Origin of the sequence: Butyricicoccus sp. AM05-1 (genome assembly GCF_003474415.1) — a bacterium.
GTDB classification, from domain to species: Bacteria; Bacillota; Clostridia; order Oscillospirales; family Butyricicoccaceae; genus Agathobaculum; species Agathobaculum butyriciproducens.
In genome coordinates this window covers 36,474-62,804 of sequence record NZ_QUDG01000013.1, presented here as the reverse complement: position 1 = coordinate 62,804, position 26,331 = coordinate 36,474, and the positions used below count along the sequence as shown (strand labels likewise).

Genomic DNA, 26,331 nt, shown 5'->3' with positions numbered 1-26,331 from the left:
GAACTTTTTTCAAATTCTTTTTCAGAACCTCAATCGGTTCTAAACCAAACTTCTCGGTTTTGCGCTCGTCTCTGAGAGACAGCTTTAATAGAATACCAAATTCGACAGCGAATGTCAAGAGTTTTTTCGTCTCTGTTCGACATTTATTTCTCGTTTCTCCGCACAAGGCTGATTACAAAAGCCGCAATCGACAGCCCTGCGCTGACCGCTGACAACGCGCACGCAATAATATCCAGTGTCAGTTTGGCTTTTTTCTGTTTTTTATTCATTTTTGAGCATTTCTCCTTGTACAACTACAGCATGTATCGCTTTGGATGCTTTTACATAAAAGACCCGCCTGAAAGTACGGCGGGTCTTCCTCTATGCAGCTTTGCATCATTACTTCATTAACTCTGCCAACAGCATAACCTTATCCACATTGCCTTCAACCTTGATTTTCCCCTCAGCGATAGCAACCTGTGGAACCAGCTTGCCGGTAAGCACCTTCTCCAGATTCGTCATCGACCCGGAAACGATTGCATCGTGGTCAATATACTCATACGGCATAACGGACACATTGCCGTTCAAGATTTCGATGTAGAATACACCTGTAATCTTACCCGTAAGATTAAACTGCACCGCAACCTTGCCTTCCGTGCCGGCAATATCGGCTTTCTTTAATCTGTTGTAAAACTTTCCAATCAGCTGATCAATATCCATTGGACTCACCCCTGCTCTATTTTCTATCTTTATTATACAACACATGCAAGAAAAAGCAAGGATAATTTTGGTGATTTAGCCGTGAAACCGTAACAAAACGACCGTGCAATTTTTAATGCACAGTCGTTTTGTAAATTGAACAGTAATCAACAGTTAATTTCAGGTCTTTCGATCGAATTTAGTGTGGCAATGCGGGCAGGTAATCATAATCTTTCCCTTTCCCTTGGGCACGCGCAGGCGCTGACCGCACTCCGGACACTTGAAATAGCAGTGTGTCTTACGGTCGGCAAAACGGCCCTGTGCACCGCGAATCCTGTTCGATACCGGACGCCACCATCTCATGAACTTTTCATTCTCCGCATACCGCGCCTGAATATTGCGCGAGAACATGCGGAAGTAGCACAGGCACAGCAACGCGAGAATGAATACGTTCATCCACGCCCAGCCGAGAATGCGCGCCACGATAATGAGTGCAATGCCGAGAATGAGCAGTGCGTTATTGAGCGGGTCGCTGCCGTAGCGGCCTGCCATAAAACGGCGGAAAAAATCCATTTATGCCTCTTCCTTTCCGCAAACGTGCTCGAAAATCAGGTCGAGCACCTCATCACGACCGAATCCCTTCTCTGCCGAGAACGGAATGACCGGCACTTCCTCCGGCAGCAGCAATGTCTGACGAATCTCCGCAATATTGCCCTCAAGCTGGCTCTTCTTAATTTTATCCAGCTTGTTGGCGATAATCACCCACGGTTTTCCGGATGCGCGGAACCACTCTGCCATCGTCATATCATCGCGCGTCGGCTTGTGACGAATGTCCACGATCTGGATGCCCAGCGTCAGCAGATCCATTGCAAAGTAGGTCTCCATCAGAGCACCCCACCGCTGCTGCTCGGCCTTGGAAACGCGCGCATAGCCGTAGCCCGGAAGATCGACCAGATACATTGCCTTGTCGATCGTGAAATAGTTGATGTGAATGGTCTTGCCCGGCTGTGCGCTGACACGCGCAAAGTTCTTGCGGTTCAGCAGCTTGTTGATGACCGAGCTTTTGCCCACGTTGGATTTGCCCGCAAACACGATCTGCGGCAGCGGGTCGTGCGGAAAATCACTTTCCTTCACCGCCGAGCGCAGGAATTCCGCGTTATGCAAATTCGGTTTCTTCATTTCCATATTATTGTACCACCGTTGTCGATGCCGAGTCCGCTGCACGCTTTACCGGTGCGGACTTGCGTTTTTTCTGCTTGGGACGGCGCGAAAAGTCGATCGCGGTCTCCACCACCGTGTCCATATGCTCCGCAATGACAAAGTTGATGTTTTCCCGAACGACCGGCACGATGTCCTTCAAATCGCTCTCGTTGTCCTTCGGAATGCACACGGTCTTGATACCCGCGCGATACGCCGCCATGGTTTTCTCGCGCAGACCGCCGATCGGCAGCACGCGGCCGCGCAGCGTTACCTCGCCGGTCATGGCAACCTCGTGACGAACCGGCGCGCCGGTCAATGCCGAAATCAGCGCCGTGGTGATCGTCACGCCTGCGGACGGGCCGTCCTTCGGAATCGCTGCCTCCGGGAAGTGAATGTGCAGATCGTTGTCCTTGTAGAACATCGGGTCGATGTTCAGCGACTCTGCCTTGGAGCGCACGAACGTCACAGCCGCCTTTGCGCTCTCCTGCATGACCGTGCCGAGATTGCCGGTGATTTCGATCTTACCGGTGCCCGGCACGACCGCCACCTCAACCTCAAGCATTTCACCGCCGACACTCGTCCACGCGAGACCGTTTACAATGCCGACCTCGTCCTTCTTGCTGACCAGATCGTCCTTGAAGGTCGCCGTGCCGAGCAGCTCCTCGAGATTCTCCCTGGTAGCCGTCAGGCTTTCGTCGCCATCCGCGATATGCTTGGCCGCCTTGCGGCACAGCTTCGCCAGCACCTGCTCAAGACGGCGCACGCCTGCTTCGCGGGTGTAGCCGCTGATGATTGCATCAAGCGTTTCATCGTCCACGATCAGCTGATCTTCGCTCAGGCCGTGCTTCTTCATCTGCTTGGACAGCAGGTGACGGCGTGCGATCAGGCGCTTTTCCTCCGCCGTGTAGGACGGCAGCTCGATAACCTCCATACGGTCGAGCAGCGGACGCGGAACGGTCGAAAGATCGTTCGCAGTCGTCAGGAACACCACGTCGGACAGATCAAACGGCAGTTCGATGTAGTGGTCGCGGAAGGCAACATTCTGCTCGGTGTCCAGCACTTCGAGCATCGCCGATGCCGGATCGCCGCGGAAGTCATTGCCCATCTTGTCGATCTCGTCGAGCAGGATGAGCGGGTTGGACGTACCGGCACGGCGCAGCGCATCCATAATACGGCCCGGCATTGCGCCGATGTAGGTCTTGCGGTGACCGCGGATATCCGCCTCGTCACGCACACCGCCGAGGCTCATGCGCGTGTAGTTGCGGCCCATCGCCTCGGCAATGGACTTCGCAATCGAGGTCTTGCCGACACCCGGAGGGCCGACCAGACACAACACCTGTCCCTTGAGGTCGGGCGCAAGGCTCTTGACAGCAAGGAACTCCATAATGCGTTCCTTGACCTTCTCCATGCCATAGTGGTCGCGGTCGAGGATCGCCTGCGCTTCCGCGAGATCATGACGTTCCTCGCTCTTCTTATTCCACGGCAGGTCGAGCACGGTATCCAGATAAGTACGCACGACACCCTGCTCGGCCGTCGAGCCGCTCAGCTTGGCAAAGCGGTCCACCTCACGGATGAGCTTGTCCTCGCACTCCTTCGACAGCTTGAGGTCGAGCACACGCGCGCGGTAGCTTTCCGCTTCTGCGGCTACGTCCTGCTCGCCGAGTTCGGTCTGAATGACCTTGATCTGCTCGCGCAGGTAGTATTCCTTCTGGTTTTTGTCGATCTGGGTCTTGAGTTCGTCCTGAATCTCGTTTTCGATCTTGAGGACCTCGGTCTCCTCACCGAGCATGCGGATCACCATCACCAGACGGCGGGTAATGCCCAGCTCTTCGAGGATCTCCTGCTTGGCTGCCACATCGACCGGAATATTCTGGGCAATATAGTCTGCCAGATAGCCCGGATCGCCGCCCTCGGCTACGGTCAGCTCCACATCGGGGGACAGGCGGGACGCATACTGCGCGTACTCACCGAAGCGCTCCTGCGCGGTGCGCACGAGTGCCTGCGCGCGGCGTTCGGTCACGCCGTAAACGTAGTCCTCGAGTTCCTCAACCTCGGCATACATGCAGTCCTCGTCCTTCTCGGCGGCGATAAAGTTGTGCGCGAGTGCGCGGGTCTTGCCCTCGACCAGCACGCGGATATTGTCGCCCGGCAGACGCAGGATCTGGCGAATCTGGCAGATTGTGCCGATCTGGTACAGGTCGCTCGGCGTCGGCGTATCGGTTTTCAGTTCGCGCTGCGCGGTCAGGAAGATGGTCTGGCCGTTCTTCATCGCCGCTTCCAATGCGCGAATCGACATCATTCTGCCCACATCAAAGTGGACAATCATATTAGGGAACGCCGTCAGTCCGCGCAGCGGCAGCACCGGCAGGCGGCTGAGGACGATTCCGTTAAGCTCTGTCATATGTTCGTTTCTCCTTGCACGGAAAATTGTCTATTAGTTTCAGTATAGTATATCTTCCGGGGTTTGTAAAGGCGTTGAACGTTAAAAATACGGGCGGGAATCTTGTTCCCCGCCCGTATTGGTTTTGATTGATTATGCGCTCTTGGTCGGCTTTCTGCGCGAAGCCTTTTTCGGCGGCTTCTTTTCCGCCGGAACAGCCGTGCGTTCACCGTGCTCGACAACCGGCTCACCGGTACCGTCCACAACGCCCGGCGTGATCTCCACGCGGCAGACGGTCTCGTCAGACGGAATACGGAACATGATGTCGGTCATCACGTTCTCCAGCACACCGCGCAGACCGCGGGCACCCGTTTTGCGCTCGAGTGCAACCTCAGCCACACGCTCCAGTGCCTCCGGCTGGAACTTCAGCTCTACGCCGTCCATTGCGAACAGCGTTTCGTACTGCTTGACCAGTGCGTTCTTCGGCTCCTGCAGGATGCGGACGAGTGCGTCCTTATCCAGCGTATCGAGCGAAACGATGGCCGGCAGACGGCCGATCAGCTCGGGAATCAGGCCGAACTTCATCAGGTCATGCGGCTCGATCTTGGCCAGCAGACGGTCGGTCTGCTCGTCCTCCTTGCCCTTTACCTCAGAACCGAAGCCCATCCCCTGCTTACCGGTGCGCTTCTGGATGATACCCTCGATACCATCGAATGCACCGCCGCAGATAAACAGAATATTGGTCGTGTCGATCTGAATGAACTCCTGATGCGGATGCTTGCGGCCGCCCTGCGGCGGTACGTTGGCAACCGTGCCCTCGAGCATTTTCAGCAGTGCCTGCTGTACGCCCTCACCCGAAACATCGCGGGTGATGGACGGGTTTTCGCTCTTGCGGGCAATCTTGTCGATCTCATCGACGTAGATAATGCCGTGCTCTGCCAGCTCCACATCAAAGTCCGCCGCCTGAATCAGTCGCAGCAGGATGTTCTCGACATCCTCACCGACGTAACCGGCCTCGGTCAGCGTGGTCGCGTCCGCGATTGCGAACGGAACCTGCAGTGTCTTGGCCAGCGTCTGCGCCAGCAGCGTCTTGCCCGAGCCGGACGGACCCAGCATCAGGATGTTGGACTTCTGCAGCTCTACCTCGGTCTCCGGATGGTAGATGCGCTTGTAGTGGTTGTAAACCGCAACCGAAAGGGCAATCTTCGCACGATCCTGACCGATAACGTACTCATCGAGCACCTTTTTCAGCTCCTGCGGCGTCGGCAGGTGCTCGGGCTTTTCGAGTGCATGGCTCTGCGGCTCGTACTCCGGCATGAGGTCCAGCTCGTCATCCAGAATGCTGGTGCATACGCCGATACACTCATCGCAGATATACACGTTCGGTCCTGCGATCAGCTTGCGCACGCGGCTCTGCGGCTTGCCGCAGAACGAGCATTTCAGTTCTTTTCCATCATCATAATTCGGCATATGCCACCTCTATACTACGAAAAAATTACAATTACGACAATGCAGAATTGCCTTAGTGCTTATCGAACACCTTGTCGATCAAGCCGTATGCAACAGCCTCGTCCGCGGTCATGAAGTTATCGCGCTCGCAGTCAGCCGTCACGGTCTCAACCGGCTTGCCGGTATTTTCGGACAGGATCTTGTTCATGCGCTTCTTGATGATCTCAAGGCGCTTCAGGTGGATCGCCATATCAGTGATCTGACCCTGCGTGCCGGCGGACGGCTGATGGATCATGATCTCGGCATTCGGCAGCGCGTAGCGCTTGCCCTTGGCGCCCGAGGACAGCAGGAACGCGCCCATGGAAGCCGCCATGCCGATGCAGATGGTCGAAACATCGCACTTGATATAGTTCATGGTGTCGTAAATCGCCATGCCTGCGGTTACGGAGCCGCCGGGGCTGTTGATATACAGCGAAATATCCTTATCCGGATCCTGTGCTTCCAGATAAAGCAGCTGAGCCACGACCAGAGAAGCGGTCGTGTCGTTTACTTCATCGCACAGCATGATAATGCGGTCATTCAGCAGACGAGAGTAAATATCAAACGAACGCTCGCCGCGGCCGGTCTGCTCTACGACCATAGGGACTAAACTCACTTGGGAAAACTCCTTTCAGCAAGGCGGATAAGCTGCGAAAAAGCGCAGATTTTGTCCTCCTTGAATATAGGTGAAAAAGCGCGAGCGTCGCTCGCGCTTTTCTTATGAACCAACGCTAAGCGTTTGGTTTGCTGTTGTTTGCGCGCTTTGGTGAATCAGCAGAAATTACTCTGCGGTCTCCTCGGTGGTCTCCTCAGCAGCCTTCTTCTTTGCTGCCTTCTTAACCTTGGCGTTCTTCTTGATGAACTCGAGCGCGTTCGAGATCTTCAGATCGCCCTCCAGAGCTTCCTTGGAAACGATGGCCTTAACCTTCTCAACTTCCATCTTGTACTGCTCTGCCATCTTAGCATACTCTTCCTCAAGCTCCTTATCGGAAACAGTAATGCCTTCCAGTTCAACAACCTTCTGCAGTGCCAGACGGGTCTTAACCTGACGCTCTGCCTGATCCTTGAACATTGCGCGGAATGCGCCCATCTCAGTGCCGGTCATCTTGAGGTACTGCTCGAGGCCCATGCCCTGCATCTGCAGACGGTAGCCGAAGTCCTGTACAATGGTGTCAACCTGGGAGTCGATCATAGCAGCCGGAATGTCAGCCTTCATGCCGTCGATTACAGCGTCCAGAACCTTCTCCTCGAAAGCGTTGTCAGCAGCTTCCTGACGCTCTGCCTTCAGGCGCTCGGTGATCTCCTTCTTCAGATCGTCAAGGGTCTCGCAGGTGTCGGAAACGTCCTTAGCGAACTCGTCGTCGATCTCCGGCAGGATGGTCTCCTCAACCTTGTGTACCTTGCACTTGAAGGTAGCTTCCTTGCCTGCCAGCTCCTTAGCGTGGTACTCCTCCGGGAAGGTAACAACTACGTCCTTCTCGTCGCCGGCCTTGCAGCCGATCAGCTGATCCTCGAAGCCCGGGATGAATGCGCCGGAGCCCAGAGTCAGCTCGTGATGCTCTGCCTTGCCGCCCTCGAACGGAACGCCGTCTACAAAACCCTCGAAGTCGATGTCAACGGTATCATTCTTCTTAGCCTTGCGCTCTACGGTCTCGGTGCGGGCGTTGCGCTGAGCCATGCGATTCAGCTCTGCCTTAACGTCAGCCTGCAGAACCTTAACGGTCTCCTTCTCAACCTCAATGCCCTTGTACTCGCCGAGCTCAACTTCCGGCTCAACCGGTACCTTGGCGATGATGGTCAGGCCGCCCTCTTCTGCCGGGTCGCCCAGGTCAACGTCTGCACGGCCGACCGGCTTGATGCCAGACTTCTCAACAGCCATTTCCATAGCGTCCGGGTAAATGATATTGAAAGCTTCTTCAAAGAACACGCCTTCGCCGTACAGCTTCTCGATCATCTTGCGCGGTGCCTTGCCCTTGCGGAAGCCCGGAACGGTGATGTTCTTGCCGGTCTTCTTGAATGCCTTGTCCTTAGCTGCTTCAAACTCAGCCTTGGTGATCTCGATAGTCAGAGCAACGACGCTGTGCTCCTGCTTTTCAGTGTTTTTCAGTTCCATGTTGCCAATCTCCTTACTTACTTTCGATTGTATCTAAATCATTCTACCAGATTATTTTGAGAATTTCCATAGTTTTTTCTATTTTTTCAGAAAAATCGGGATAAAATCCACAAAATCTCCGGAGACGAGCTTCCATTCAATTCCTTCCTGCTCACCTATTACGGCATGACTCAGGCTTTTTCCATGCAAATGTCCGTAAATACAGCGCTTTACACCGTACTTATGCAGCAGTTCGATGATCTCACCGCAGCGGTAGGACGCATAAAGCGGCGGATAATGCAGGAAACAAAGAATCTCCTCCGGGTCTGCGGCAGCGCCGAGCTTCAGCGATGCCTCGAGCCGCAGCAGCTCGCGCTTGAAGATCTTCTCGTTGTGCGGGTCGGCGAAGTCCTCCTCAAAGGGCCAGCCGCGTGTGCCGCACAGTGCGGTCTTTTCATAGAAAAAACAGTTATTATGCAGAAAATCAATGGTAGTAAATCCGTTTTCATCTAAGAAACGGTGCATTTTGGAGGCGGTTTCCCACCACAGATCGTGGTTGCCCTTCAAAATGATCTTTTTGCCCGGCAGCGAGTCGATCAGCGCAAAATCGCCTTTCGCTTCCGCAAGGTTGATGCCCCACGAAATATCCCCGCCCAAAACAATGGTGTCCTCCGGCGCAACAAGCGCACGCCAGTTTTTGATGATCTTTTCCGTGTGCCCCTGCCACCGGCCGCCGAAAATATCCATCGGCTTGGCTACATCGGCGGCAAGGTGCAGATCGGCAAGCGTATAAAGCGCCATTACAGATCCTTGAGCAGACCGACGGTGGACAGAATGTCGGCCTTGTCTACCACGCGGTCAAAGCGCGGCGTTTTGCCTGCCAGAGCGGCAAGCGGAGCGGGTGCCGGTACACCCGTCAGCTGAGAGAGCACCTCCAGCTGGGTAACGTCGTCGTTCTCGAGCGTGCCGCCGAGCGCCTCGATAACCGAGCGGCAGAACTTGAACGGAGACGCGGTGGACGCGATCACGGTCGGCGTTTCGTCGCCGGTGCGGGCGCGGTAGTCCTCGTATACCCGAACGGCAACTGCGGTGTGCGTATCGCACAGGTAGTTCTCGTCCTTCCACAGCTTGTTGATGGTATCAGCCGCGTGGCTGTCGTCGCAGCAGCCTGCGTCGAACTCAGCCTCGATCTTGGCAAATACATCCTCGGCTACCTTGTAGCTGCCCTCGGTATTCAGCTTGCCCATCAACTCTGCGACCAGCTTGTCGTTGAAGTCGGAAGCGAAGAACAGCAGACGCTCGAGGTTGGACGAAATCAGGATGTCCATCGACGGCGACGTGGTGGTGAAGAAATCGCGGTTGCGGTTGTACTCGCCGCCCTTCTTGAAGAAGTCGGTCAGCACGTTGTTGCGGTTGGACGCGCAGATGAACTTGTTGACCGGCAGACCCATCTTCTTGGCGATGTACGCCGCAAGGATGTTGCCGAAGTTGCCCGTCGGTACGCAGACGTTGATCTTGTCGCCCTGTGCAATGGTGCCTGCGGCAACCATATCGCAGTACGCAGAAACGTAGTACGCGATCTGCGGCGCCAGACGGCCCCAGTTGATGGAGTTTGCCGAGGACAGCATCATGCCGTCCTTGTCGAGCGCTGCGCGGGTATTCTCATCGGTGAAGATGCGCTTTACCGCGCTCTGTGCATCGTCAAAGTTGCCGTGGATGGCTACAACCTCGACGTTCCTGCCTTCCTGCGTTACCATCTGCAGCTTCTGCATGGGCGATACGCCGTCCACCGGATAGTACACCATGATCTTGGTGCCCGGTACATCGTGGAAGCCGTCGAGCGCTGCCTTGCCGGTGTCACCCGAGGTAGCGACCAGAATGCAGGCGGTACGGGTCTCGCCGGTCTTGCGCAGGGACGCGGTGAGCAGGTGCGGCAGCATCTGCAGCGCCATATCCTTGAACGCGCAGGTCGGACCGTGCCACAGCTCGAGCAGGTTCTTGCCCTCGCCCAGCTTTACCACCGGTGCGGTATCTGCACCGCCGAACTTCTCATCGGCGTAGGCCTTGGACGCAAAGTCCGCCAGCTCCTCCGCCGTGAAGTCGGTCAGGAACTTGCCGAGAATGAGCGCCGAGCGGCCCTTGTAATCGCTCTCCGCAAGCGTTTTCCAATCCGCGTCGGTAAGCGCGGGAAACGCGGTCGGGCAGTACAGGCCGCCGTCCGGTGCGATACCGTTGGCGATGGCATATGCCGCGGAAACCTTGCGCTCCTTATTTCTTGTGCTTACATAATCCATATTTTTACAACCTCCGCAGTGGTTTTGATTGCTCCTTCTATTGTATAGCAAATATGTATGTTTGGGCAATAGGCAATTCCGTGGAAATTCCGCCGTCCTGTCACAACATTTTCTGCATAAAGTTGAATGCGTTGTCATAAAACAGCCCATCGACCGTTTCCTGCTTGTAGCCAAGCGTCAACATGCGGTCTGCCAGACGGTACATATCCGCCAGACCGTCAATGCCGATCGGCAGGGTATCGCAGCCGTCAAAGTCACAGCCGAGCGCGACCACCTTCTCGCCGTACATGCCGATGAAGCGCTCGATGTGGTCGATAGCGTCATCAATCACCGAATCGCTCTGCCGCACGAGGAACGGCGTGTACAGGTTGACGCCGACCAGTCCCCTGCGGTTTGCAATCTCGGCGAACTGCTCATCGGTCAGGTTGCGCGAGTTGCGGCATAGCGCCCGCGAATCGCTGTGCGTTGCGACAAACGGACGGTCGGTTGCCTCGCACACGTCCCGGAACCCGCGGTCGGACAGATGAGATACATCAACGATTATCCCCTTCTCGCCGCAGTCGCGGACCAGCTGCTTGCCCAACTCGGTCAGACCCTCGTTCTGATCTACGGCGGATGAGCAGCCGTAGCGGCTGCGGTAATTCCACGTCAGCGTGATAAGACGCACACCGGCATCGTAAACATAATCGAGCGCGTCCGGCCGGTCGGGCAGCAGCTCCGCGCCCTCGATGGACAGCAGCGCCGCCGCCTTTCCGGCCTCCACCGCCGCCCGAATATCCGCCGCCGAGCGGCAGAACGTCAGCCAGTCGGCGTTGGCGGCAAACTCGCGCCTGGCAGTCGTCAGCATGCGGTCGAACCGCTCATCAGCGGGCGTATCGAGCAGACAGTCGCGTGTTTCCGGCGAATACGGCTGTCTTGCGCCGCAGAACAGCGCAAAAAACTGCACATACGGTTGATACCTGCGCGCTGCTGCATAATTGATATGTAAATCGTTCTCCCGCAGGTGCTTGCCGGTCTCGCAGCACTCGTAAATGGTGTCACAGTGCAGATCAAACAGCTTCATACTCACCCTCCAAAGGCGTTTTCCAGATGGTTGATGCGCGGCGGAACCGGTGCGCTTTCCTCGCCGTAAACCTCGATCACGTCAAACCGCGGCTGCTTTTCAGTCGGATGCTCCTGCAGCCACGCCTGTGCAGCGGCGATGATCTTCGCCTGCTTGGCAGGTGTGACGGCTTCGCACGCCGGACCGTAGCGGGCGTTTTTGCGCGTCTTGACCTCCGCAAAGATAACATACTGCGCGTTCTCCGCGATAATGTCAATCTCACCGAACCGGGTGCGGAAATTCGTCGCTGCCGTGTGCCAGCCGCGCTTTTCGAGGTACAGCCGCGCCGCTTTTTCTCCCCACGCGCCCTTCATCGCGGTGCATCCGGATGCTTTTCGTAAAATTTCTTGAGGAAGGTCATCCGGTGGATCGGGCACGGGCCGTGTTCGAGCAGTGCCTCATCGTGCGCCTTGGTCTCGTAGCCCTTGTGCTTTTCAAAGCCGTACTGCGGGTACCGCTCGGCGAACTGGCGCATCAGGCGGTCTCGCGTTACCTTGGCGATGATGGACGCTGCCGCCACAGACGGAATTTTTGCATCGCCGGAGACCACGCACTCGTGCGGCTGCTCAAGTCCCTGTGAGCGGTTGCCGTCCACATAGACGAAATCCGCCGGGCGTGTCAGACCGTCCACCGCCTGCTTCATCGCGCGGTAAGTCGCCTGCAGGATGTTGATCTCGTCAATCACCCGCTCGTCCACGAGCGAAACCGACCACGCAAGCGCGTTTTCCGTGATTTCGTCGAACAGCTTCTCTCGCTTCTTTTCGCTGAGCTTTTTCGAGTCGTTCAGCCCCTCGATGACGATTCCGGCGGGCAGGATAACTGCGGCAGCGCACACCGGTCCGGCGACCGGACCGCGTCCGGCCTCATCCACGCCGCACACCGAGCCGTAGCCGTTCGCCCATGCTTTTTCTTCGTATTCCCAAGTCATGTTTGTCTCTCCTAAAACCAAGGGCGAACACAGTGGTTCGCCCTCGAAATTGTTGGTTTATTCCGGCTTCTCGAGCGTAATGCGGCCGAGAACACCGCCGCGGAACTCATCGAGCAGGATGCGCGCCATGCGCTCGGTGTCGATCTCACCGCCGCGCAGCAGGAAACCGCGGCGCCTGCCCGCCTGCTGCAGCAGCTCATAACCGAGGAAATCGCACTCCTCCTCCGGGATGGCGATGCTGTAGCGGTCGATGATGGTCTGCGGCGCCTGTTCGGCGAGCAGCTCCATCAGCTTGCAGCCGAGCGTCTCAACATCCAGAATATCGTCCTTGATCGCACCCGTGCACGCCAGAAGAATACCGACGCGCTCATCGTCGAACTTCGGCCACAGGATGCCCGGGGTGTCGAGCAGGTCAATGCCGCTCTCCACGCGGAACCACTGGCTGCCGCGCGTTACGCCCGGACGATCCGCCGCCTTGGCAGATTTTCTGCCGAGAATGCGGTTGATGAACGTGGATTTGCCCACATTCGGGATGCCGACAACCATCACGCGGACGGACTTGCCGACCAGCCCCTTCTCGTTCCACTGGGCGATCTTGTCCGCCAGCAGCGTGCGAACCGCACCGGAGAACGCCTGCGTGCCATTGCCGCTGCGGCTGTCGGTCTGGATGACCGCCATGCTCTGCTCACGGAAATGCTTCGCCCAGACAGCCGTCATGTTCGGGTCGGCCAAGTCGATGCGGTTGAGAATCATCATACGCGGCTTGCCTGCTGCAATCTCATCCATATCCGGGTTGCGGGACACCTGCGGAATGCGTGCGTCCACGACCTCGCAGACCGCGTCCACCTGCTTGATATACTCCGCCATCTGCCTGCGGGTTTTTGTCATATGTCCGGGATACCATTGAATATTCATATTACTTCACCGTTCCAAAATCGCTGATTGGGAAAACCACGCTCTGCACATGACCGAGGATGTAGCGCTCATCCACCATGCCGAGACGGCTGTCGCGGCTGTCGGTAGAGGCATTGCGGTTGTCTCCCATGACGAACACGCAGCCCTCCGGCACGGTCTGCGGATAGGTCAGATCGCCCATATGCTCGAGTACGTCGATCGTTTCGTTGATATACGGCTCATCGAGAACCTCGCCGTTGACGCTCACGTCGCCGGTTACGGGATCAATGTCCACCGTATCGCCGCCGGTCGCAATGATGCGCTTGACGATCGGCTGATTGTTGTAAAAACCCTCCTTGCGCAGCACGACAACGTCTCCGCGCTCGGGCGTATAGTTCAGGTTGCTTACCAGCATGATGCTGTGATCCTCGAGGGTCGGGTACATGCTCATGCCGTCCACGCCGATCAGGCGCACGAAAAACGTGAATACGACCACGAAGAACACCAGAACCGCCATCAGGGATTCGCCCCAGCCGAACAGCTCGCTCGAGAAGCGTCCCTCACTCTTTTTATTTTCGGTTTGCTGCATTATGATTTCCTCCATCAAAAAGATAGCATACAATATTATTATAGCGATAATACAGCGTATGCGCAAGTGAAAACAAAAAACGGAGAGCAAAAGCTCCCCGTTTCATGTGTTTGGTTTTTACTAAGGTGATACTGTAAGCAGTATTGCCTTGAAATTAAACCTTCTCTGCGATCTTGGCAGCCTTGCCTACGCGGCCGCGCAGGTAGTACAGCTTAGCACGGCGAACCTTACCGCTGCGAACAACCTCGAACTTAGCAACGTTCGGAGAATGTACCGGGAAGGTCTTCTCTACGCCTACGCCGTAAGAAATGCGGCGAACGGTTACGGTCTGGTTTACGCCAGCGTGCTTCTTAGCAATGATAATGCCTTCGAATACCTGAATACGCTCGCGGTTGCCCTCCTTGATCTTTGCGTGTACCTTAACGGTGTCGCCGATCTTCAGAGTGGGCAGATCGCTCTTGAGCTGCTGCTCGGACAGGACTTTAACGAGATCCATTTTTTAGTCTTCCTTTCGTCTTAGACATTCTTGCCGCATCGTAAACCCATAAATGAGCAGAGGAATGCCCGTGTTCATTGTTACTCGATTATAATATCATATCATGTGGCGGATTGCAAGTGTTTTTTCAATCCTGCGCAGATTTTTGTCTCATTCGCTCGACAGACTCGGCGCGAACGGTCTCGGTCTGCGCCTGCGCCTTCTCGTTGTCATAAAAGCCAACGACCACATAGTCTCCCACCTGCAGGTCCTCAAAGCCGATTTCCTGCGTTTTGCCGGAGTCGGAATTGTAAGCAGAAAGCGCTGCTTTCGAGCAGTCTGCCGTGCCATGCTCGCCGAATACGGTCGTCTCTCCCGCATCCCGCACAGTGATTGTTTGATTTTGGCTGTCTGTGGACACAATTTCTGCGTCGGCAAGCAATCTGATCGGCTTTTGCTGACTGCAAGCGCATAAAAGCAGACAAATCCCCAATCCCGCAGCATAAGAAATTTTTCGCATTTTATCGCCACCTTGCATAATTTTTATCACAAACCGCTTGCATTTCTTATTCACTTTTATTATACTGAAAATGCTACCCGATGTAAAGGAGTGTTTTTTCATGTGGGCATACGAAAGCGTATTTTATCAGATCTATCCCATCGGCTTCTGCGGTGCGCCGCGCGTAAACGACGGCGTGACCGTTCCGCGCATCCGCAAGGTCAGCGACTGGGCGGAGCATATTGCATCTCTCGGCTGCAATGCCGTGTACTTCTCCCCGATTTTTGAGTCCGACAGCCACGGCTACGACACCCGCGATTTTCGCCGCGTGGACTGCCGTCTCGGCACCAACGAGGACTTCGCCGCCGTCTGCAAAACGCTGCACGAGCACGGCATCAGAGTTGTGCTGGACGGCGTATTCAATCACGTCGGACGAGGTTTCTGGGCGTTCAAGGATGTGCAGGAGAAAAAGTGGGATTCCCCCTACAAGGACTGGTTCCACATCTCCTTTGACGGCAACTCAAACTACAATGACGGCTTCTGGTACGAGGGCTGGGAAGGTCATTTCGAGCTGGTAAAGCTCAATCTGCGCCACCCCGATGTGCAGCACCACATTTTCGAGTGTATCCGCCAGTGGAAGGACGAATTCGGCATTGACGGTCTGCGGCTGGATGTTGCCTACTGTCTCGACAAGGATTTCATCCGTGCGCTGCGCGGCTTCTGCGACTCGCTCTCGCCCGACTTTTTCCTCGTCGGCGAACTGCTCCACGGCGATTACAACCAGTTTGTCGGAGACGGCATGCTGCACTCCTGCACGAATTACGAGTGCTACAAGGGTCTGTATTCCTCGATGAACAGCTGCAACCTGTTCGAGATCACGCATTCGCTGCTGCGCCAGTTCGGTCCGGAAAACTGGACGCTGTATAAAGGCAAGCACCTGCTTTCGTTTGTGGATAACCACGATGTGACGCGCGTTGCGTCCATCCTGCAGAATCCGGCGCATCTGCCGCTGATCTATGCGCTGCTGTTCGGCATGCCCGGCATTCCGTGCATCTACTACGGCAGCGAATGGGGCGCCGAGGGCAAAAAGCAGGACGGCGATGACGCTCTGCGCCCCTCGTTCGAGCAGCCGATCGAGAACGACCTGACCGCCCGTATCACCGCAATGGCGAAGGCGCACCGTGAAAGCCGCGCGCTTTGCTACGGCGGCTTCAAGCAGCTTGTGCTCACCAACAAGCAGTGCATCTGGGAGCGCGAGACAGACGGCGAACGCGTGCTCGTTGCGGTCAACATTGACGAGCAGCCGTACCACGCACACTTTGACGCACGCTGCGGCCGTGCTGTGGACCTCATTACCGGGGAAATGCACGACTTCGGCGGCGGAAGTGAATTGCCGCCGTACTCGGCTTACTTCTGGAAGTGTGAGTGCTGAGCGTACCCGTAAGATAGAGAAAACCCTCCGTATGGTTTCATACGGAGGGTTTTTATGCCTTTATGCCGGATCATATACCAGCAGTTCGCTCTGATCGGCAGGTTCTGCCACAAGTTCTTGATTCAAGCCATTCCAGCAGGCGCCGATATCCGCTCGTGTGAAATATCGAAATCCGCCTGTCTGCGAAGCCAGATAGCCGTTTTTCACGCCGCTGCAGACGTAAATCAGTTCATAGTTCGTCCCGTCCGAAAGCTGAAACCGAAAACTGGTCACATCTCCTCCGGAGCCGCTATCATCTATCGTCTTATCTTTGAGCGGCAGACCTTTCAGCCGTTCGTACAGCGCTTTGATATCATCTTTTTCTGTAACGATTTTCTTCTCTGCCGCTATAGGAACGCCCTCGAAATGATACATTACAGCACTTTCCACATCATCGGCTGTAAACGGCAAGTCCAGCTTGACCGTTTTTCCACTGCAGCCGATCAATCCCGTCATGAAAATCAGTAAAACGATAAAGCCTGCTGCCTTTTTCATTTCATCACGCTCCTTTACAAGAAGTTACTTTCGCTTTACATAGTCGATAACGAGGGCATAAGTCGTGCCGTCTGCCAGATCGGCGCTGAATACGACAGTCGTACCGTCCTTGCGGTAACGCTCGAGCGCGGACTTTTTCAGCGTCAGCGTCTGACCGCTGACCGTGTAGTCCTTGTTTGAGGTCAGCGTATCGCCGCTCACGGTCACGCTTTTCAGGCTTGTGCGCGTCAGCGGCAGCGTGAACTTCGGTTCGCTCGGCGAGAACGTGTTGTACTCCTCGACCGCCCAGCTTTCACCGGTCGGTGCGGAATCGCTCACGGTCAGGGTGAATGCCTCGGTCTTGCCGTTCTTCAGCTCAACGCTGATGGTGTAGCTGCCCGCTCGAAGCTGCGCCAGCACACCGCGCGGCAGGATGAGCGAACGCGTCGAGGAATCGAACGTGTAGTCGATGCTCGACAGACCGAGCACCACATCCCGGATATCCTCCGAGGTGTTGGCGCCGCCCAGACGCGTGCGTACATCTGCGTAGTTCTCCGACTTGTAATAGCGGTCAAAAGACGCATTCTGCACATTTTCGCTCACCGAAGAATCGGTAACAGCAATGGCGATTGCCGCCGTTTTGCCGTCCGAGAGCGTCAGCGTCAGCTTGTAGTTACCGCGCGGCAGCCTGCCCAGCCAGTCCGCGCTGACGGCGGCTCCGGTCGAGGTCTGCGTATAGTCCGTGCCTGCGGCGAGGACTGCACCGTTACTCTCGATTTTCTCAATTTTCAGACCGTTCGGCACGGTGACCGCAACATTTTTGCCCAGTGCAGAGAGGTTATTCAAATCGACCGCTATGCTTTCCGGCGAAACAGCCGCCGTCACGCTGCCCGTGAGCGTCTGTCCGCCTGCGGTGGCGGTCACGCCGTTTGCGATCGTGTAGCCGGAGACCCGCACGCTGCTGGCAAAACTCACGCCGCTGCTCTTGATCTCCGCCTGATAAATCGTGCCGTAGCCGGTGACAGACGCAGGCTTGCTGGCGGTCATGCGGTAGACCGACGCATTCGCGGTGGTGGAAACCGTGGATTCGGTATCCAGCTCCAGATGATTGATATCCGCATCCAGCGTCAGCGAAACCTTCTTATCGCCGTTTATTTTTACATCCGCGAAGCCTTCATAGCCTGGGGTGGTCAGCTTTTTCTCGTAGAGCACCGTTGTGCTGCGGACCTCCGTGCTCGGAAAACGAGCGGCGCCTGCCGCAGTAACCTGCAGCAGGCGACCCATAGGCGAGGACACAACGATGTGGTCGCTCATTGTATTCGTCATTGTTACCGTGCCGCCGGCTACAATGATCGTACCCTTGACGTACACGTCATTCAGCTGTACCGCATCCGAGGCCAGACCTTCGGTCAGGTACAGATCGCCGTCGATCGTCGCGTCGGACAGCGTGCAGCTTTCCGAGATGGTGACGTTCGCGGTATCGCTCTTGAGGTCGAAGCCGGTATAGGCTTTGCCGGCCGTTGAAAGCGAGGTTCCAAGGTAATAGTACAGGATCTTCGCCAGCTCTGCGCGGGTGATGACCTTGGTCGGCTTGAAGGTGTTATCCTTGTAGCCGGTGATGATGCCCTTGTCCACAGCCGCCTTGACGTAGCCTGCCGACCACGTCGCAACCTGCGCCTTATCCTTAAACGACAGGTTTGCCGGTTTTACATTGCCCGGATTGGCCTTGTACAGCCGTCCGAGGATAACCGCCGCCTGCTCACGGGTGACATAAACCTCCGGATTCATCCTGCCCTTGCCGGTGCCGTTAATGTAGCCGTACTTCTCGGCAATGCGCACCGTGTCGTAGTACCATGAGTTGGACTGCACATCGCTGTACGAAATGCTTGCCTTCTCCGTGAAGTGAAACGCACGGTTGACATAGCGCATGAACTCCGCACGAGTGACCTTGCGCTCCGGCTCGTACTTGCCGGTGGTCGCACTCGGATTGATGATGCCCTCATCATCCAGATATTCGATAAAGTTTTTGCTCCAGTGTCCGTCCAGATCGGAGGCAAACGCTGCCGGTATCATCGTTGCCAGCATCGCTGCACACAGGAAAGCAGATAGTAAGCGTTTTTTCATAAGATACACCTCGTATGTGGGTTACAGGCAATACCAAATGATTGAACAAGAGCGATTTACGAGCAAATTTTGCGTACTGATTAGGCGTGGTTTTGCAGCAATACGAGGTATTGCAAAAAATCACAACGACATCAGGACACAAAATTTCCGTAAAGCGCCGCAGCTTTAATCGTTTGGTATTGCCTAAAGTATAACATAGACAAACCCGCTTGACAACAGGCTTTGCCGGACACATTCTGCCAATATTTACGCATTGCGGACATATTCGAGGAAAATTCGTCCTTTACGGCTCGTACCGCCGAACGCTTCCACGCGCGCACGGCCGACGCCGCGCACGGTCAGGCGGTCGCCTTCCGTAATCTGGTGCTCCGGCTTCATGCAGGGTGTGTTGTTGACGAACACCAGTCCCTTCTCGATCCGCGCCTGTGCGTCCTTGCGCGGCAGGCCAAAAATCAGAGCGGCTACACTGTCCAGACGCGGCGACGCCACCGAACCGGTCCCCCGTTTTTCCTCGACTGCCGCGTGCTTCAGGTCGCTGAGGTCCTCACGCGTCAGCGAAAGCTGCTTGCGGCCCGCTTTGGCGAAGTGCATGAGGATGAACTCCGCCATATCCTCGAGCACGATGATGTCTGCGCCTTCCTCGTGCACGAGAATGTCACCGACCACCGAACGGTCGATCTGCAGGCCCATCAGCGAACCGAGGTAGTCGCGGTGCGTGAGCGTGTCCTCCCTGCGCTTGCGGGCGCGCAGCAGCGCCAGCGGAGCGGACAGCTTTGCGCTCTCGGCATCCATGTAATCCGGATAAAACAGATAGATCCCGCGTTCCGCGTCCTCATAGCCGCCCCAGAACAGCGCATGACCGGTCGCTCCGGCAAGGCGCACCGCATCCGTGCACAGCGCCCGCTGCTTGAGGTCGAGGAACTTGGTATGGGTCAGATAACCGCGCTGCTCACACGTCTGCTCCTTGTCAAGCAGTCCTGCCAGCAGCAGCTTATCGTCGCCGCTGTGTGCAAGCGCGGTCAGGATCTCTTGCTTGGTCTTCAAGATATTTTCCTCCATTGCGGCATAGGCATAGATTTTCCGTTATGCCGCCTATTGTTTTGCATGATAGTATTGTACTATCTTCTTTTTTCGTTTACAATAGAGATTAGCATTTTAATGATGGAGATGATCGAATTGACCGTGAAGGACGCCGTTTTGCAGGCACTCGAACAGGCACGGGGCACCCGCCTTTCCGGCGGACGGCTGGCCGAGCAGCTTGGCGTATCCCGTGCGGCGGTGCACAAGGCGATCGCCGCACTGCGCGAGAGCGGCCTTGCCATTGACGCCGTGACCGGAGAAGGCTATCGCCTGGCCTCGGATGATGACAGCCTGACCGCCGCAGGCATTGACGCACTGCTCGATACCGCGGTCATCGGACGCGAAATCCTGGTCGAGCCGTCGCTTACCTCGTCCAACACAACGATGAAGGAGCAGTATCTCAGCAGAAAGCACGGCTTCACGCTGTTTGCCGAGGAGCAGACCGGCGGACGCGGACGGCTCGGCCGCACATTCGTCTCCCCTGCCGACACCGGCGTGTACATGACCATTCTGCTGCATCCGACACTGCCGCTGTCGCACCTGTCGTTCGTCACCATTTCGGCGGCGATCGCGGTCGTGCGCGCCATTGAGCAGACTGCAGGCTTCACGCCGCAAATCAAATGGGTGAACGACGTGCTGATGAACGGACGCAAGCTGTGCGGCATCCTCACGGAAGCGACGATCGAGGGTGAAACCGGCACGGTAAGCTCGCTTGTGGTCGGCATCGGCATCAATCTGCAGCCCAATCCGGCGTGGCCCGAGGAAGTACAGGCGGTCGCGGGTGCCATCAGTGACTTCGGCAAGCCGCCCCGCAGAGCCGAACTGGCCGCCGCTGTCCTCAACCACTTCGAGGATGTGTACCTGCTGCTCGAGCAGGGCAAGGAACCCGAGCTGCTCGAGCAGTACCGCGAACGGCTGTGCTGCATTAACCGTCCGGTAACGGTCAGCAGTCCGGCAGGCCGCTACGAAGCCGAGTGCGTCGGACTGGACGAGGATGCACATCTGCTGGTGAAAACCGCAGACGGACAGGTGAATGCCCTGTCCTCGGGCGAGATCAGCATTCGACTGTAAACCGCATTTTTATACATTATATATAAGGAGATATTTCTATGTTTCAAACCGCTGCAGGCGTGACCGTTCCGTTCCCCGAAAAGCTGTCCGAGCAGTACGAGCTGGACGGCAACACCATCACCGCAAACCTCAGCTTCGAGAAGCTGAGCGACTTTGTGCATTCGTTCTACGCCGAGCTGGACGAGCCGCTGTTCCTCGCCATCCATCCGGATGCGGAAAGCGATGAGGTCTGGTATCTGGACGGCATGACAAAAAAGCAGCTGACCATGATTTTAGACGGCTACGGCGAGCTGCTGTATCAGGACGGTCTTTCGGCATTCGCCATTGGCTCTCTGACCACCGAGGAGGAGCTTTTCGTACAGAAGTACAAGGTTCTGTCCATTTACAGCGAGACCGCAAAGCGTTTCGTTCCCCTGCTGAAAAAGTACGGCATGGAGCCGACCGGACATCTTGTCACCGCATGGGATACGTTCTCCGAGGAGAAACCCGGCGCCGCAGAGCGGCTCGAGATTGCCGGTCAGACCGTGCCGGATATGATTAAAGAGCTGTGCAAGATCGGCATGTATAAAGGTTAATGATAGGGCTTATATGAAAAAAGACACCGAAAAAATCGGTGTCTTTTCTTATCTGGCTTACATTTAGATTTCCATGATGATCGGCAGGACCATCGGGCTGCGCTTGGTCTTCTTGAACAGGTAATCACTTACATCGCCCTTGATGGCGGATTTCAGGCTGTTCCAGTCACGCAGATTCTCTACCGAGCAGCGGTCGAGCGCCATCTGCGAAATGGTACGCAGCTCCTCCATGAGCGCCTCGGCTTCCTTGACGTAAACGAAGCCGCGCGATACGATATCCGGACCCGCAATGACAACGCCGGTCGTTGCGTCAACCGTGACAACGATAACCAGCAGACCGTCCTCGGACAGATGCTTACGGTCACGCAGAACGGCAGTGCCGACATCACCAATGCCCAGACCGTCTACCAGCAGACGGCCTGCCGGCACGGAATTGCCCAGACGAGCCGAATTTTCGCTGATCTCGATCGGACGGCCGATCTCACTGACGAGAATGTTCTTCGGGTTGACACCCATCTCGCGTGCCAGACCGGCATGCTGCACGAGCATGCGGTACTCGCCGTGTACGGGAATGAAGTACTTCGGCTTGCACAGACCGAGCATCAGCTTAAGATCCTCCTGGCAGGCATGGCCGGAAACATGGATGGCTGCCGAACGGTCGTAAATGACCTCAGCGCCCTGCTTGTACAGCTCGTTGACCATGTTGTTAATCGACTTCTCGTTGCCCGGGATAGCAGACGCTGCGATCAGGATACGGTCGCCGGAATTGACCTCCACCTGCTTGTGGCTGCCGTACGCCATACGGTACAGCGCGGACATGGTCTCACCCTGAGAGCCGGTGGATACGATGATCAGCTGGCTGCGCGCGTAGCGCTTGATCTCGGAAATGTCGATCATGACCTTGCCGGAATCCTTCAGATAACCCAGCTCCATCGAAACCTTAGAGATCTTCTCCATGCTTCGGCCGCAGACGGCTACCTTGCGTCCTGCCTTGGCGGCAATGTCGAGAATCTGCTGCAGACGCGATACATTGGACGCGAACGTTGCAATGATGATGCGCTGGTCGCTCTCCATGATAAATTTCTCGAGCGATTTGCCGACGATTTTCTCACTCGGCGTGTAGCCCGGACGCTCGACGTTGGTCGAGTCGCTCATCAGCGCAAGCAGTCCCTTCTTGCCCAACTCACCGATGCGGACAAGGTCGATCATCTCACCGGAAACCGGCGTCAGGTCGATCTTGAAGTCGCCCGTGTGCAGGATGGTGCCCAGCGGCGTGGTGATCGCCAGCGCAACCGAATCCGCAATAGAGTGGTTGGTGTGGATAAACTCGATCTTGAAGCAGCCGAGCTTAATCGTATCACCGGCGCGCACGCGGTTCATCTTGACCTTCTGGGGCATCTTATGCTCGGACAGCTTAGTCTCGATGATGCCGCAGGTCAGTCGGGTCGCGTAAATCGGTGCATTGCACTCACGCAGAACATACGGAATAGCGCCGATATGGTCCTCATGTCCGTGGGTGATCACATAGCCGCGCAGCTTGTTCAGGTTGCGCTTGAGGTACGTTGTATCCGGAATGACCAGGTCAACACCCAGCATATCGTCATCCGGAAAGGCAACGCCGCAGTCGATAACTACGATGTCATTGCCGTACTCGATCACCGTCATGTTCTTACCGATCTCGTTCAGGCCGCCGAGCGGTATGATCTTCAATTTTTCCTTCATAATAGTATTATCACTTTCCTTTATCTGATTGTTGTTTATTATATGTACGCGGATGTCGTTTCCGCTTTTCTGAAAAGGCAGACCATGCGATCCCGTCTGTCTTTATCCACATGTGAAGGATGCGGTCCGTTTTCGCTGTAAATGGCACAGCGCATTCCCACACGGACTGCAAACACTTATTTTTAATATACCACAGCTCAGCAGAATTGTAAAGAGCCAGTCACCAAAGCGCTCTGCGCGGCTTCGTCGAAACAGCTAATCTTCCTATATACTATTTATGCACAGTGTCCTGCCGTTTTACCCATTCTGCGTGTCCTGCATAATGACCGGTCAAACCGGGCAGACTTCCCTTTCGGTCCCTGCGGTTTGTAACAAAGCCGCCGATGTGCGTTTTACACGGCTAACCGTAAAAAACCGTTTTTTCGCCCAATTATGCCATACAGATTAACGAAATCCAACGACAAACTCTGTTAAATGTGCACAAAATTCTATGAAACCGTTTGACAAATCGGAGAGGATGCAGTATGATTGGTTACAGTTCGGAAACAGAACGTAAACAAAACAGTAACAACCCAGAAAACAACATCGGTTTTTCCGGTGGCGCGGGAAGTGTTCCCGCTGCGTTTTCACCTGACTTTTAGGAGCGTAACACAAATGTCTATTTCTCTGCGTAAGCATGCTGCCATGTTCCTCGCGGCAACCTTCACGGTAGGCTCGATGGCAACCTTCGGCGCTGCTGCACTGGAGCAGCCGACTGCGGTACTCTCTTCCACTCTGAACCATTCTGTCGGCACGGTGCTCACCTCTGCCGAAATCTCCAATGCACAGCAGGCTATGGTGAAGGCAAAGGCTTCCGCACTCAAGGCACAGCAGGATGCTGCCAAGAAGGCGCAGGAGGAAGCTGCTAAGAAGGCTAAGGCTGAGGCTGCCAAAAAGGCCGCTGAAGAAGCAGCTAAGAAGGAAGCCGAGATCAAGGCCGCTGCAACCCAGGCCGCTTACAACCAGCTGGTCGCAAGTGCAGCCACCGCCCGTCCGGTAGCTTACTCCACAACGTATCTGGCAAGCGATGCCATCAAGGCAAATGCCACTGCGCTTGGCAATTATAAACTGACCTTCTACGATCCGTGCGTTGAATGCAACGGCAACAATCTGGCACTGACCGCTACCGGCACCACCCTGACCGAAGGCCGCACGATCGCAGTTGACCCGTCCGTCATTCCGCTCGGCAGCCGCGTATTCATCGAGGGCTACGGCGTGTTCATCGCTGAGGACACCGGCGGAGCGATCAAGGGCAACAAAATCGACATTGCAGTAAGCACCCACGAGCGTGCAAACGAGCTTGGCGTGCAGTACGCAAATGTATATCTGCTGAAGTAAATTTTTGAAGAGCTGTGCGAAAGCACGGCTCTTTTTTTTTGCCAGTTTGAACAGTTTGGAGACCGAGGACAGGTACGTCCTCGGTTTTCGTTTTGTATTTCGCGTCAGAATCGCGTGTACGATGGTTTGGGCGAGTCTGTTCAAAACTATACGCCGAATTTGCAGGAGCGATTGTGCGGCGTTTGAGCGGGTTTTCATTATCATTCCAGAAATTAGGGTTTTCGCTTGCGAAGCGAGAGAATCCTGCCTCCCCGGCAGGGGCACAAGAAGAAGAGAACCAAGGTTCCCTCCTTCCTATTCAGCACAGCGAAAATCAGAGAACGGTGAATTGCCCGAAGGACAAGAGAGAGTCCTCCAGAGGATACCTGTGCCGCGCAACTCGTTGGTCTGGTGGCACAAGGGAGACCACCGGCCTCCCCTGCGATTACACATCTGCAAATGGTAAAAAAACAGCCACAGACACCCTGCGGCTGTTTTGATTCAATTACGCGCTCTCGCGCTCCTCCTGCACCTTGGCGATGCCATGCTGGATCGGCTTCCACTCGACCTTGCCGACCAGAGCGGCGATCGAGATCGGAACATAGGTGAGCATGAAGAACGGGAAGGTAAAGGTATACAGTACCTTTTTCCACGCCGGACCTGCGATGCGCTTCCACTCGGCGATCATCGTCACCGCGCCGAAGGCAAACAGGCTGAACGTAATGCCGCGCACAGTCAGCATCAGAATACGGCCGAGCATGCGCATAACGCGGTATGTAATGTATGCCGGCTGTGCAAAGCTGGTCACGCACAGGAGTACGGCCAGCAGCAGCGAGCCGATGGTAACAAGGTTGCACGGTGCAACCGTCATCAGCATATCATAGCAGGACATGCCCGCCTTGCCGCCGCGCGTACAGCCGCGCAGCAGTGCGCCGGTATACTTTGCGTCCACCTGATAGAAGCCCTTGCTCCAGCGCAGACGCTGATCCCACGACTGACGGAAATGCTCCGGCTGCTCGTCGTAGATGATGGCATTGCCGCAGTAGCCGATCTTACGGCCGCGGACCGCACTGGCGATGGAGAACTCGATATCCTCAGTCAGCAGATGATAATTCCATCCGCCTTCCTCACGGAGCACATCAGCCGAAATCAGAAAACCAGTGCCGGAAACCGCACAGTTGACGCCCAGACGGGTTCTCGGGCGGTTCAGGAAGCGCGACTCACGCAGGAACCACAGTGCATAGCCTGCGGAGATCCAGTTCGCGCAGAAGTTCTGCGAATTGCGGTAGCTGGTCAGTGCGGAATACTCGCCGGTATCGTACATCTTGTTCATCTCACGGACGAACTGCGGATCTACGATGTTGTCCGCATCGAATACGAAAAACGCGTCGTACGCATCCTCACCCTGCTCCTCAAAAATATGCTTGAACAGATAATCCAGCGCGTAGCCCTTGCCGACCTGCACCTTATTAAATCGCTCGTACACGATCGCACCGGCGCTGCGTGCTACCTCAGCGGTATTGTCCGTGCAGTTATCTGCAACAACAATGACATCGAGCAGCTCTGACGGATAATCCTGCTCCTTCAAGGTGCGGATCAGTCTGCCGATAACGGCGGACTCATTGCGTGCTGAAATGATCGCCGCGTAACGGTGCAGCTCTGCATTTTCTACGCCGCCGCGCTGCTTGCCCCACAAGCCAACCAGAAGGTAAAAGATCTGGTACGCATACGCCGCAGTAAAGAAAATGAACAGCACCCACTGCATGCTCTCCAAAAACCGAAGCATAAAAATTCCTCGTTTCTTCTCCTGATGTATTTCTCTATACTTTAGATATTGTG

Annotated in this window: 26 protein-coding genes; 4 read left to right on the top strand and 22 right to left on the bottom strand. The window is 55.7% G+C overall.

The window, feature by feature from the left end; genetic code table 11:
• Positions 1-143 precede the first annotated feature (143 nt).
• The 17 genes from DW088_RS16595 to DW088_RS13995 all read right to left on the bottom strand — a co-directional run bounded on the left by DW088_RS16595 (position 144) and on the right by DW088_RS13995 (position 14,640).
• On the bottom strand, positions 144-269 hold the full coding sequence (locus tag DW088_RS16595) for a hypothetical protein (RefSeq protein WP_256129151.1): 126 nt from the start codon (positions 267-269) through the stop codon (positions 144-146).
• 109 nt (positions 270-378) lie between these two features.
• Positions 379-699 (bottom strand): SCP2 sterol-binding domain-containing protein, encoded by a 321-nt coding sequence (locus tag DW088_RS14070; RefSeq protein WP_158574710.1) that lies wholly within the window; start codon positions 697-699, stop codon positions 379-381.
• 159 nt (positions 700-858) lie between these two features.
• Entirely contained in the window at positions 859-1,251 is a 393-nt protein-coding gene (locus DW088_RS14065) for a hypothetical protein (protein WP_117490730.1), read from the bottom strand.
• On the bottom strand, positions 1,252-1,863 hold the full coding sequence (gene yihA, locus DW088_RS14060; RefSeq protein ID WP_227109736.1) for a ribosome biogenesis GTP-binding protein YihA/YsxC: 612 nt from the start codon (positions 1,861-1,863) through the stop codon (positions 1,252-1,254). It abuts the gene before it with no gap.
• Between the two features lies 1 nt (position 1,864).
• Positions 1,865-4,279, bottom strand: coding sequence for an endopeptidase La (gene lon / locus DW088_RS14055; protein ID WP_118361474.1), 2,415 nt, complete (start codon positions 4,277-4,279; stop codon positions 1,865-1,867).
• 132 nt (positions 4,280-4,411) lie between these two features.
• A complete protein-coding gene (gene clpX, locus DW088_RS14050; RefSeq protein ID WP_110436603.1) occupies positions 4,412-5,728 on the bottom strand; it encodes an ATP-dependent Clp protease ATP-binding subunit ClpX in 1,317 nt (438 codons plus the stop codon).
• A 52-nt stretch (positions 5,729-5,780) separates the two neighbouring features.
• Positions 5,781-6,362: an ATP-dependent Clp endopeptidase proteolytic subunit ClpP gene (gene clpP / locus DW088_RS14045; RefSeq protein WP_117490728.1), complete on the bottom strand. Its 582-nt coding sequence runs from the start codon at positions 6,360-6,362 to the stop codon at positions 5,781-5,783.
• Positions 6,363-6,527: 165 nt separating this feature from the next.
• Positions 6,528-7,859 carry a trigger factor gene (gene tig / locus DW088_RS14040; RefSeq protein ID WP_116704876.1) on the bottom strand — a complete coding sequence of 444 codons (1,332 nt, stop codon included), beginning with the start codon at positions 7,857-7,859 and terminating at the stop codon, positions 6,528-6,530.
• A gap of 78 nt (positions 7,860-7,937) precedes the next feature.
• Positions 7,938-8,639 carry a metallophosphoesterase gene (locus tag DW088_RS14035; RefSeq protein ID WP_118361472.1) on the bottom strand — a complete coding sequence of 234 codons (702 nt, stop codon included), beginning with the start codon at positions 8,637-8,639 and terminating at the stop codon, positions 7,938-7,940.
• On the bottom strand, positions 8,639-10,132 hold the full coding sequence (thrC, locus tag DW088_RS14030; RefSeq protein ID WP_118361470.1) for a threonine synthase: 1,494 nt from the start codon (positions 10,130-10,132) through the stop codon (positions 8,639-8,641). Before thrC ends, DW088_RS14035 begins: the two co-directional genes overlap by 1 nt.
• Before the next feature lie 100 nt (positions 10,133-10,232).
• A complete protein-coding gene (locus DW088_RS14025; protein ID WP_118361468.1) occupies positions 10,233-11,195 on the bottom strand; it encodes a dipeptidase in 963 nt (320 codons plus the stop codon).
• Positions 11,196-11,197: 2 nt separating this feature from the next.
• Positions 11,198-11,548, bottom strand: coding sequence for a YraN family protein (locus tag DW088_RS14020; protein WP_118361466.1), 351 nt, complete (start codon positions 11,546-11,548; stop codon positions 11,198-11,200).
• A complete protein-coding gene (locus DW088_RS14015) occupies positions 11,545-12,162 on the bottom strand; it encodes a ribonuclease HII (protein WP_118361464.1) in 618 nt (205 codons plus the stop codon). Before DW088_RS14015 ends, DW088_RS14020 begins: the two co-directional genes overlap by 4 nt.
• A gap of 57 nt (positions 12,163-12,219) precedes the next feature.
• Complete coding sequence (gene ylqF / locus DW088_RS14010; protein WP_118361462.1) at positions 12,220-13,077, bottom strand: ribosome biogenesis GTPase YlqF; 858 nt, start codon at positions 13,075-13,077, stop codon at positions 12,220-12,222.
• A gap of 1 nt (position 13,078) precedes the next feature.
• Entirely contained in the window at positions 13,079-13,645 is a 567-nt protein-coding gene (lepB, locus tag DW088_RS14005; RefSeq protein ID WP_110436594.1) for a signal peptidase I, read from the bottom strand.
• A 154-nt stretch (positions 13,646-13,799) separates the two neighbouring features.
• Positions 13,800-14,141: a 50S ribosomal protein L19 gene (gene rplS / locus DW088_RS14000; protein WP_110436593.1), complete on the bottom strand. Its 342-nt coding sequence runs from the start codon at positions 14,139-14,141 to the stop codon at positions 13,800-13,802.
• Positions 14,142-14,268: 127 nt separating this feature from the next.
• Complete coding sequence (locus DW088_RS13995) at positions 14,269-14,640, bottom strand: hypothetical protein (RefSeq protein WP_147356580.1); 372 nt, start codon at positions 14,638-14,640, stop codon at positions 14,269-14,271.
• Positions 14,641-14,740: 100 nt separating this feature from the next.
• Between DW088_RS13995 and DW088_RS13990 the strand changes: the two genes are divergently transcribed.
• Entirely contained in the window at positions 14,741-16,051 is a 1,311-nt protein-coding gene (locus DW088_RS13990) for an alpha-amylase family glycosyl hydrolase (RefSeq protein WP_118361458.1), read from the top strand.
• A gap of 60 nt (positions 16,052-16,111) precedes the next feature.
• On the opposite strand, the gene DW088_RS13985 is transcribed toward DW088_RS13990, so the two are convergent.
• From DW088_RS13985 to DW088_RS13975, 3 genes are all read right to left on the bottom strand, one after another.
• Positions 16,112-16,585: a hypothetical protein gene (locus DW088_RS13985; protein ID WP_118361456.1), complete on the bottom strand. Its 474-nt coding sequence runs from the start codon at positions 16,583-16,585 to the stop codon at positions 16,112-16,114.
• Positions 16,586-16,609: 24 nt separating this feature from the next.
• A complete protein-coding gene (locus tag DW088_RS13980) occupies positions 16,610-18,688 on the bottom strand; it encodes an S-layer homology domain-containing protein (protein WP_118361454.1) in 2,079 nt (692 codons plus the stop codon).
• A gap of 246 nt (positions 18,689-18,934) precedes the next feature.
• Positions 18,935-19,732, bottom strand: a complete 798-nt coding sequence (locus DW088_RS13975; protein WP_158574454.1) for a YlmH family RNA-binding protein — start codon at positions 19,730-19,732, stop codon at positions 18,935-18,937.
• Between the two features lie 114 nt (positions 19,733-19,846).
• Between DW088_RS13975 and DW088_RS13970 the strand changes: the two genes are divergently transcribed.
• Together DW088_RS13970 and DW088_RS13965 are read left to right on the top strand one after the other, a co-directional pair.
• Entirely contained in the window at positions 19,847-20,839 is a 993-nt protein-coding gene (locus DW088_RS13970; RefSeq protein WP_158574709.1) for a biotin--[acetyl-CoA-carboxylase] ligase, read from the top strand.
• 38 nt (positions 20,840-20,877) lie between these two features.
• Positions 20,878-21,414 (top strand): hypothetical protein, encoded by a 537-nt coding sequence (locus DW088_RS13965; RefSeq protein ID WP_116704867.1) that lies wholly within the window; start codon positions 20,878-20,880, stop codon positions 21,412-21,414.
• A 63-nt stretch (positions 21,415-21,477) separates the two neighbouring features.
• Here the strand turns inward: DW088_RS13965 and DW088_RS13960 are convergent, their stop codons facing one another.
• Positions 21,478-23,136 carry a ribonuclease J gene (locus DW088_RS13960; protein WP_110436586.1) on the bottom strand — a complete coding sequence of 553 codons (1,659 nt, stop codon included), beginning with the start codon at positions 23,134-23,136 and terminating at the stop codon, positions 21,478-21,480.
• Between the two features lie 654 nt (positions 23,137-23,790).
• Between DW088_RS13960 and DW088_RS16590 the strand changes: the two genes are divergently transcribed.
• Entirely contained in the window at positions 23,791-24,513 is a 723-nt protein-coding gene (locus tag DW088_RS16590) for a 3D domain-containing protein (RefSeq protein ID WP_118361450.1), read from the top strand.
• A 484-nt stretch (positions 24,514-24,997) separates the two neighbouring features.
• On the opposite strand, the gene DW088_RS13950 is transcribed toward DW088_RS16590, so the two are convergent.
• Positions 24,998-26,278: a glycosyltransferase family 2 protein gene (locus DW088_RS13950; RefSeq protein WP_252197176.1), complete on the bottom strand. Its 1,281-nt coding sequence runs from the start codon at positions 26,276-26,278 to the stop codon at positions 24,998-25,000.
• Positions 26,279-26,331: the final 53 nt, after the last annotated feature.

Excerpts from the sequence above, each read along its gene's own strand:
- DW088_RS16595 (WP_256129151.1), bottom strand. The coding sequence starts at position 269 with ATGAATAAAAAACAGAAAAAAGCCAAACTGACACTGGATATTATTGCG.
- DW088_RS14070 (WP_158574710.1), bottom strand. The coding sequence starts at position 699 with ATGGATATTGATCAGCTGATTGGAAAGTTTTACAACAGATTAAAGAAA.
- DW088_RS14065 (WP_117490730.1), bottom strand. The coding sequence starts at position 1,251 with ATGGATTTTTTCCGCCGTTTTATGGCAGGCCGCTACGGCAGCGACCCG.
- yihA (WP_227109736.1), bottom strand. The coding sequence starts at position 1,863 with ATGGAAATGAAGAAACCGAATTTGCATAACGCGGAATTCCTGCGCTCG.
- lon (WP_118361474.1), bottom strand. The coding sequence starts at position 4,279 with ATGACAGAGCTTAACGGAATCGTCCTCAGCCGCCTGCCGGTGCTGCCG.
- clpX (WP_110436603.1), bottom strand. The coding sequence starts at position 5,728 with ATGCCGAATTATGATGATGGAAAAGAACTGAAATGCTCGTTCTGCGGC.
- tig (WP_116704876.1), bottom strand. The coding sequence starts at position 7,859 with ATGGAACTGAAAAACACTGAAAAGCAGGAGCACAGCGTCGTTGCTCTG.
- DW088_RS14035 (WP_118361472.1), bottom strand. The coding sequence starts at position 8,639 with ATGGCGCTTTATACGCTTGCCGATCTGCACCTTGCCGCCGATGTAGCC.
- thrC (WP_118361470.1), bottom strand. The coding sequence starts at position 10,132 with ATGGATTATGTAAGCACAAGAAATAAGGAGCGCAAGGTTTCCGCGGCA.
- DW088_RS14025 (WP_118361468.1), bottom strand. The coding sequence starts at position 11,195 with ATGAAGCTGTTTGATCTGCACTGTGACACCATTTACGAGTGCTGCGAG.
- DW088_RS14020 (WP_118361466.1), bottom strand. The coding sequence starts at position 11,548 with ATGAAGGGCGCGTGGGGAGAAAAAGCGGCGCGGCTGTACCTCGAAAAG.
- DW088_RS14015 (WP_118361464.1), bottom strand. The coding sequence starts at position 12,162 with ATGACTTGGGAATACGAAGAAAAAGCATGGGCGAACGGCTACGGCTCG.
- ylqF (WP_118361462.1), bottom strand. The coding sequence starts at position 13,077 with ATGAATATTCAATGGTATCCCGGACATATGACAAAAACCCGCAGGCAG.
- lepB (WP_110436594.1), bottom strand. The coding sequence starts at position 13,645 with ATGCAGCAAACCGAAAATAAAAAGAGTGAGGGACGCTTCTCGAGCGAG.
- rplS (WP_110436593.1), bottom strand. The coding sequence starts at position 14,141 with ATGGATCTCGTTAAAGTCCTGTCCGAGCAGCAGCTCAAGAGCGATCTG.
- DW088_RS13995 (WP_147356580.1), bottom strand. The coding sequence starts at position 14,640 with ATGCGAAAAATTTCTTATGCTGCGGGATTGGGGATTTGTCTGCTTTTA.
- DW088_RS13990 (WP_118361458.1), top strand. The coding sequence starts at position 14,741 with ATGTGGGCATACGAAAGCGTATTTTATCAGATCTATCCCATCGGCTTC.
- DW088_RS13985 (WP_118361456.1), bottom strand. The coding sequence starts at position 16,585 with ATGAAAAAGGCAGCAGGCTTTATCGTTTTACTGATTTTCATGACGGGA.
- DW088_RS13980 (WP_118361454.1), bottom strand. The coding sequence starts at position 18,688 with ATGAAAAAACGCTTACTATCTGCTTTCCTGTGTGCAGCGATGCTGGCA.
- DW088_RS13970 (WP_158574709.1), top strand. The coding sequence starts at position 19,847 with ATGATGGAGATGATCGAATTGACCGTGAAGGACGCCGTTTTGCAGGCA.
- DW088_RS13965 (WP_116704867.1), top strand. The coding sequence starts at position 20,878 with ATGTTTCAAACCGCTGCAGGCGTGACCGTTCCGTTCCCCGAAAAGCTG.
- DW088_RS13960 (WP_110436586.1), bottom strand. The coding sequence starts at position 23,136 with ATGAAGGAAAAATTGAAGATCATACCGCTCGGCGGCCTGAACGAGATC.
- DW088_RS16590 (WP_118361450.1), top strand. The coding sequence starts at position 23,791 with ATGTCTATTTCTCTGCGTAAGCATGCTGCCATGTTCCTCGCGGCAACC.
- DW088_RS13950 (WP_252197176.1), bottom strand. The coding sequence starts at position 26,278 with ATGCTTCGGTTTTTGGAGAGCATGCAGTGGGTGCTGTTCATTTTCTTT.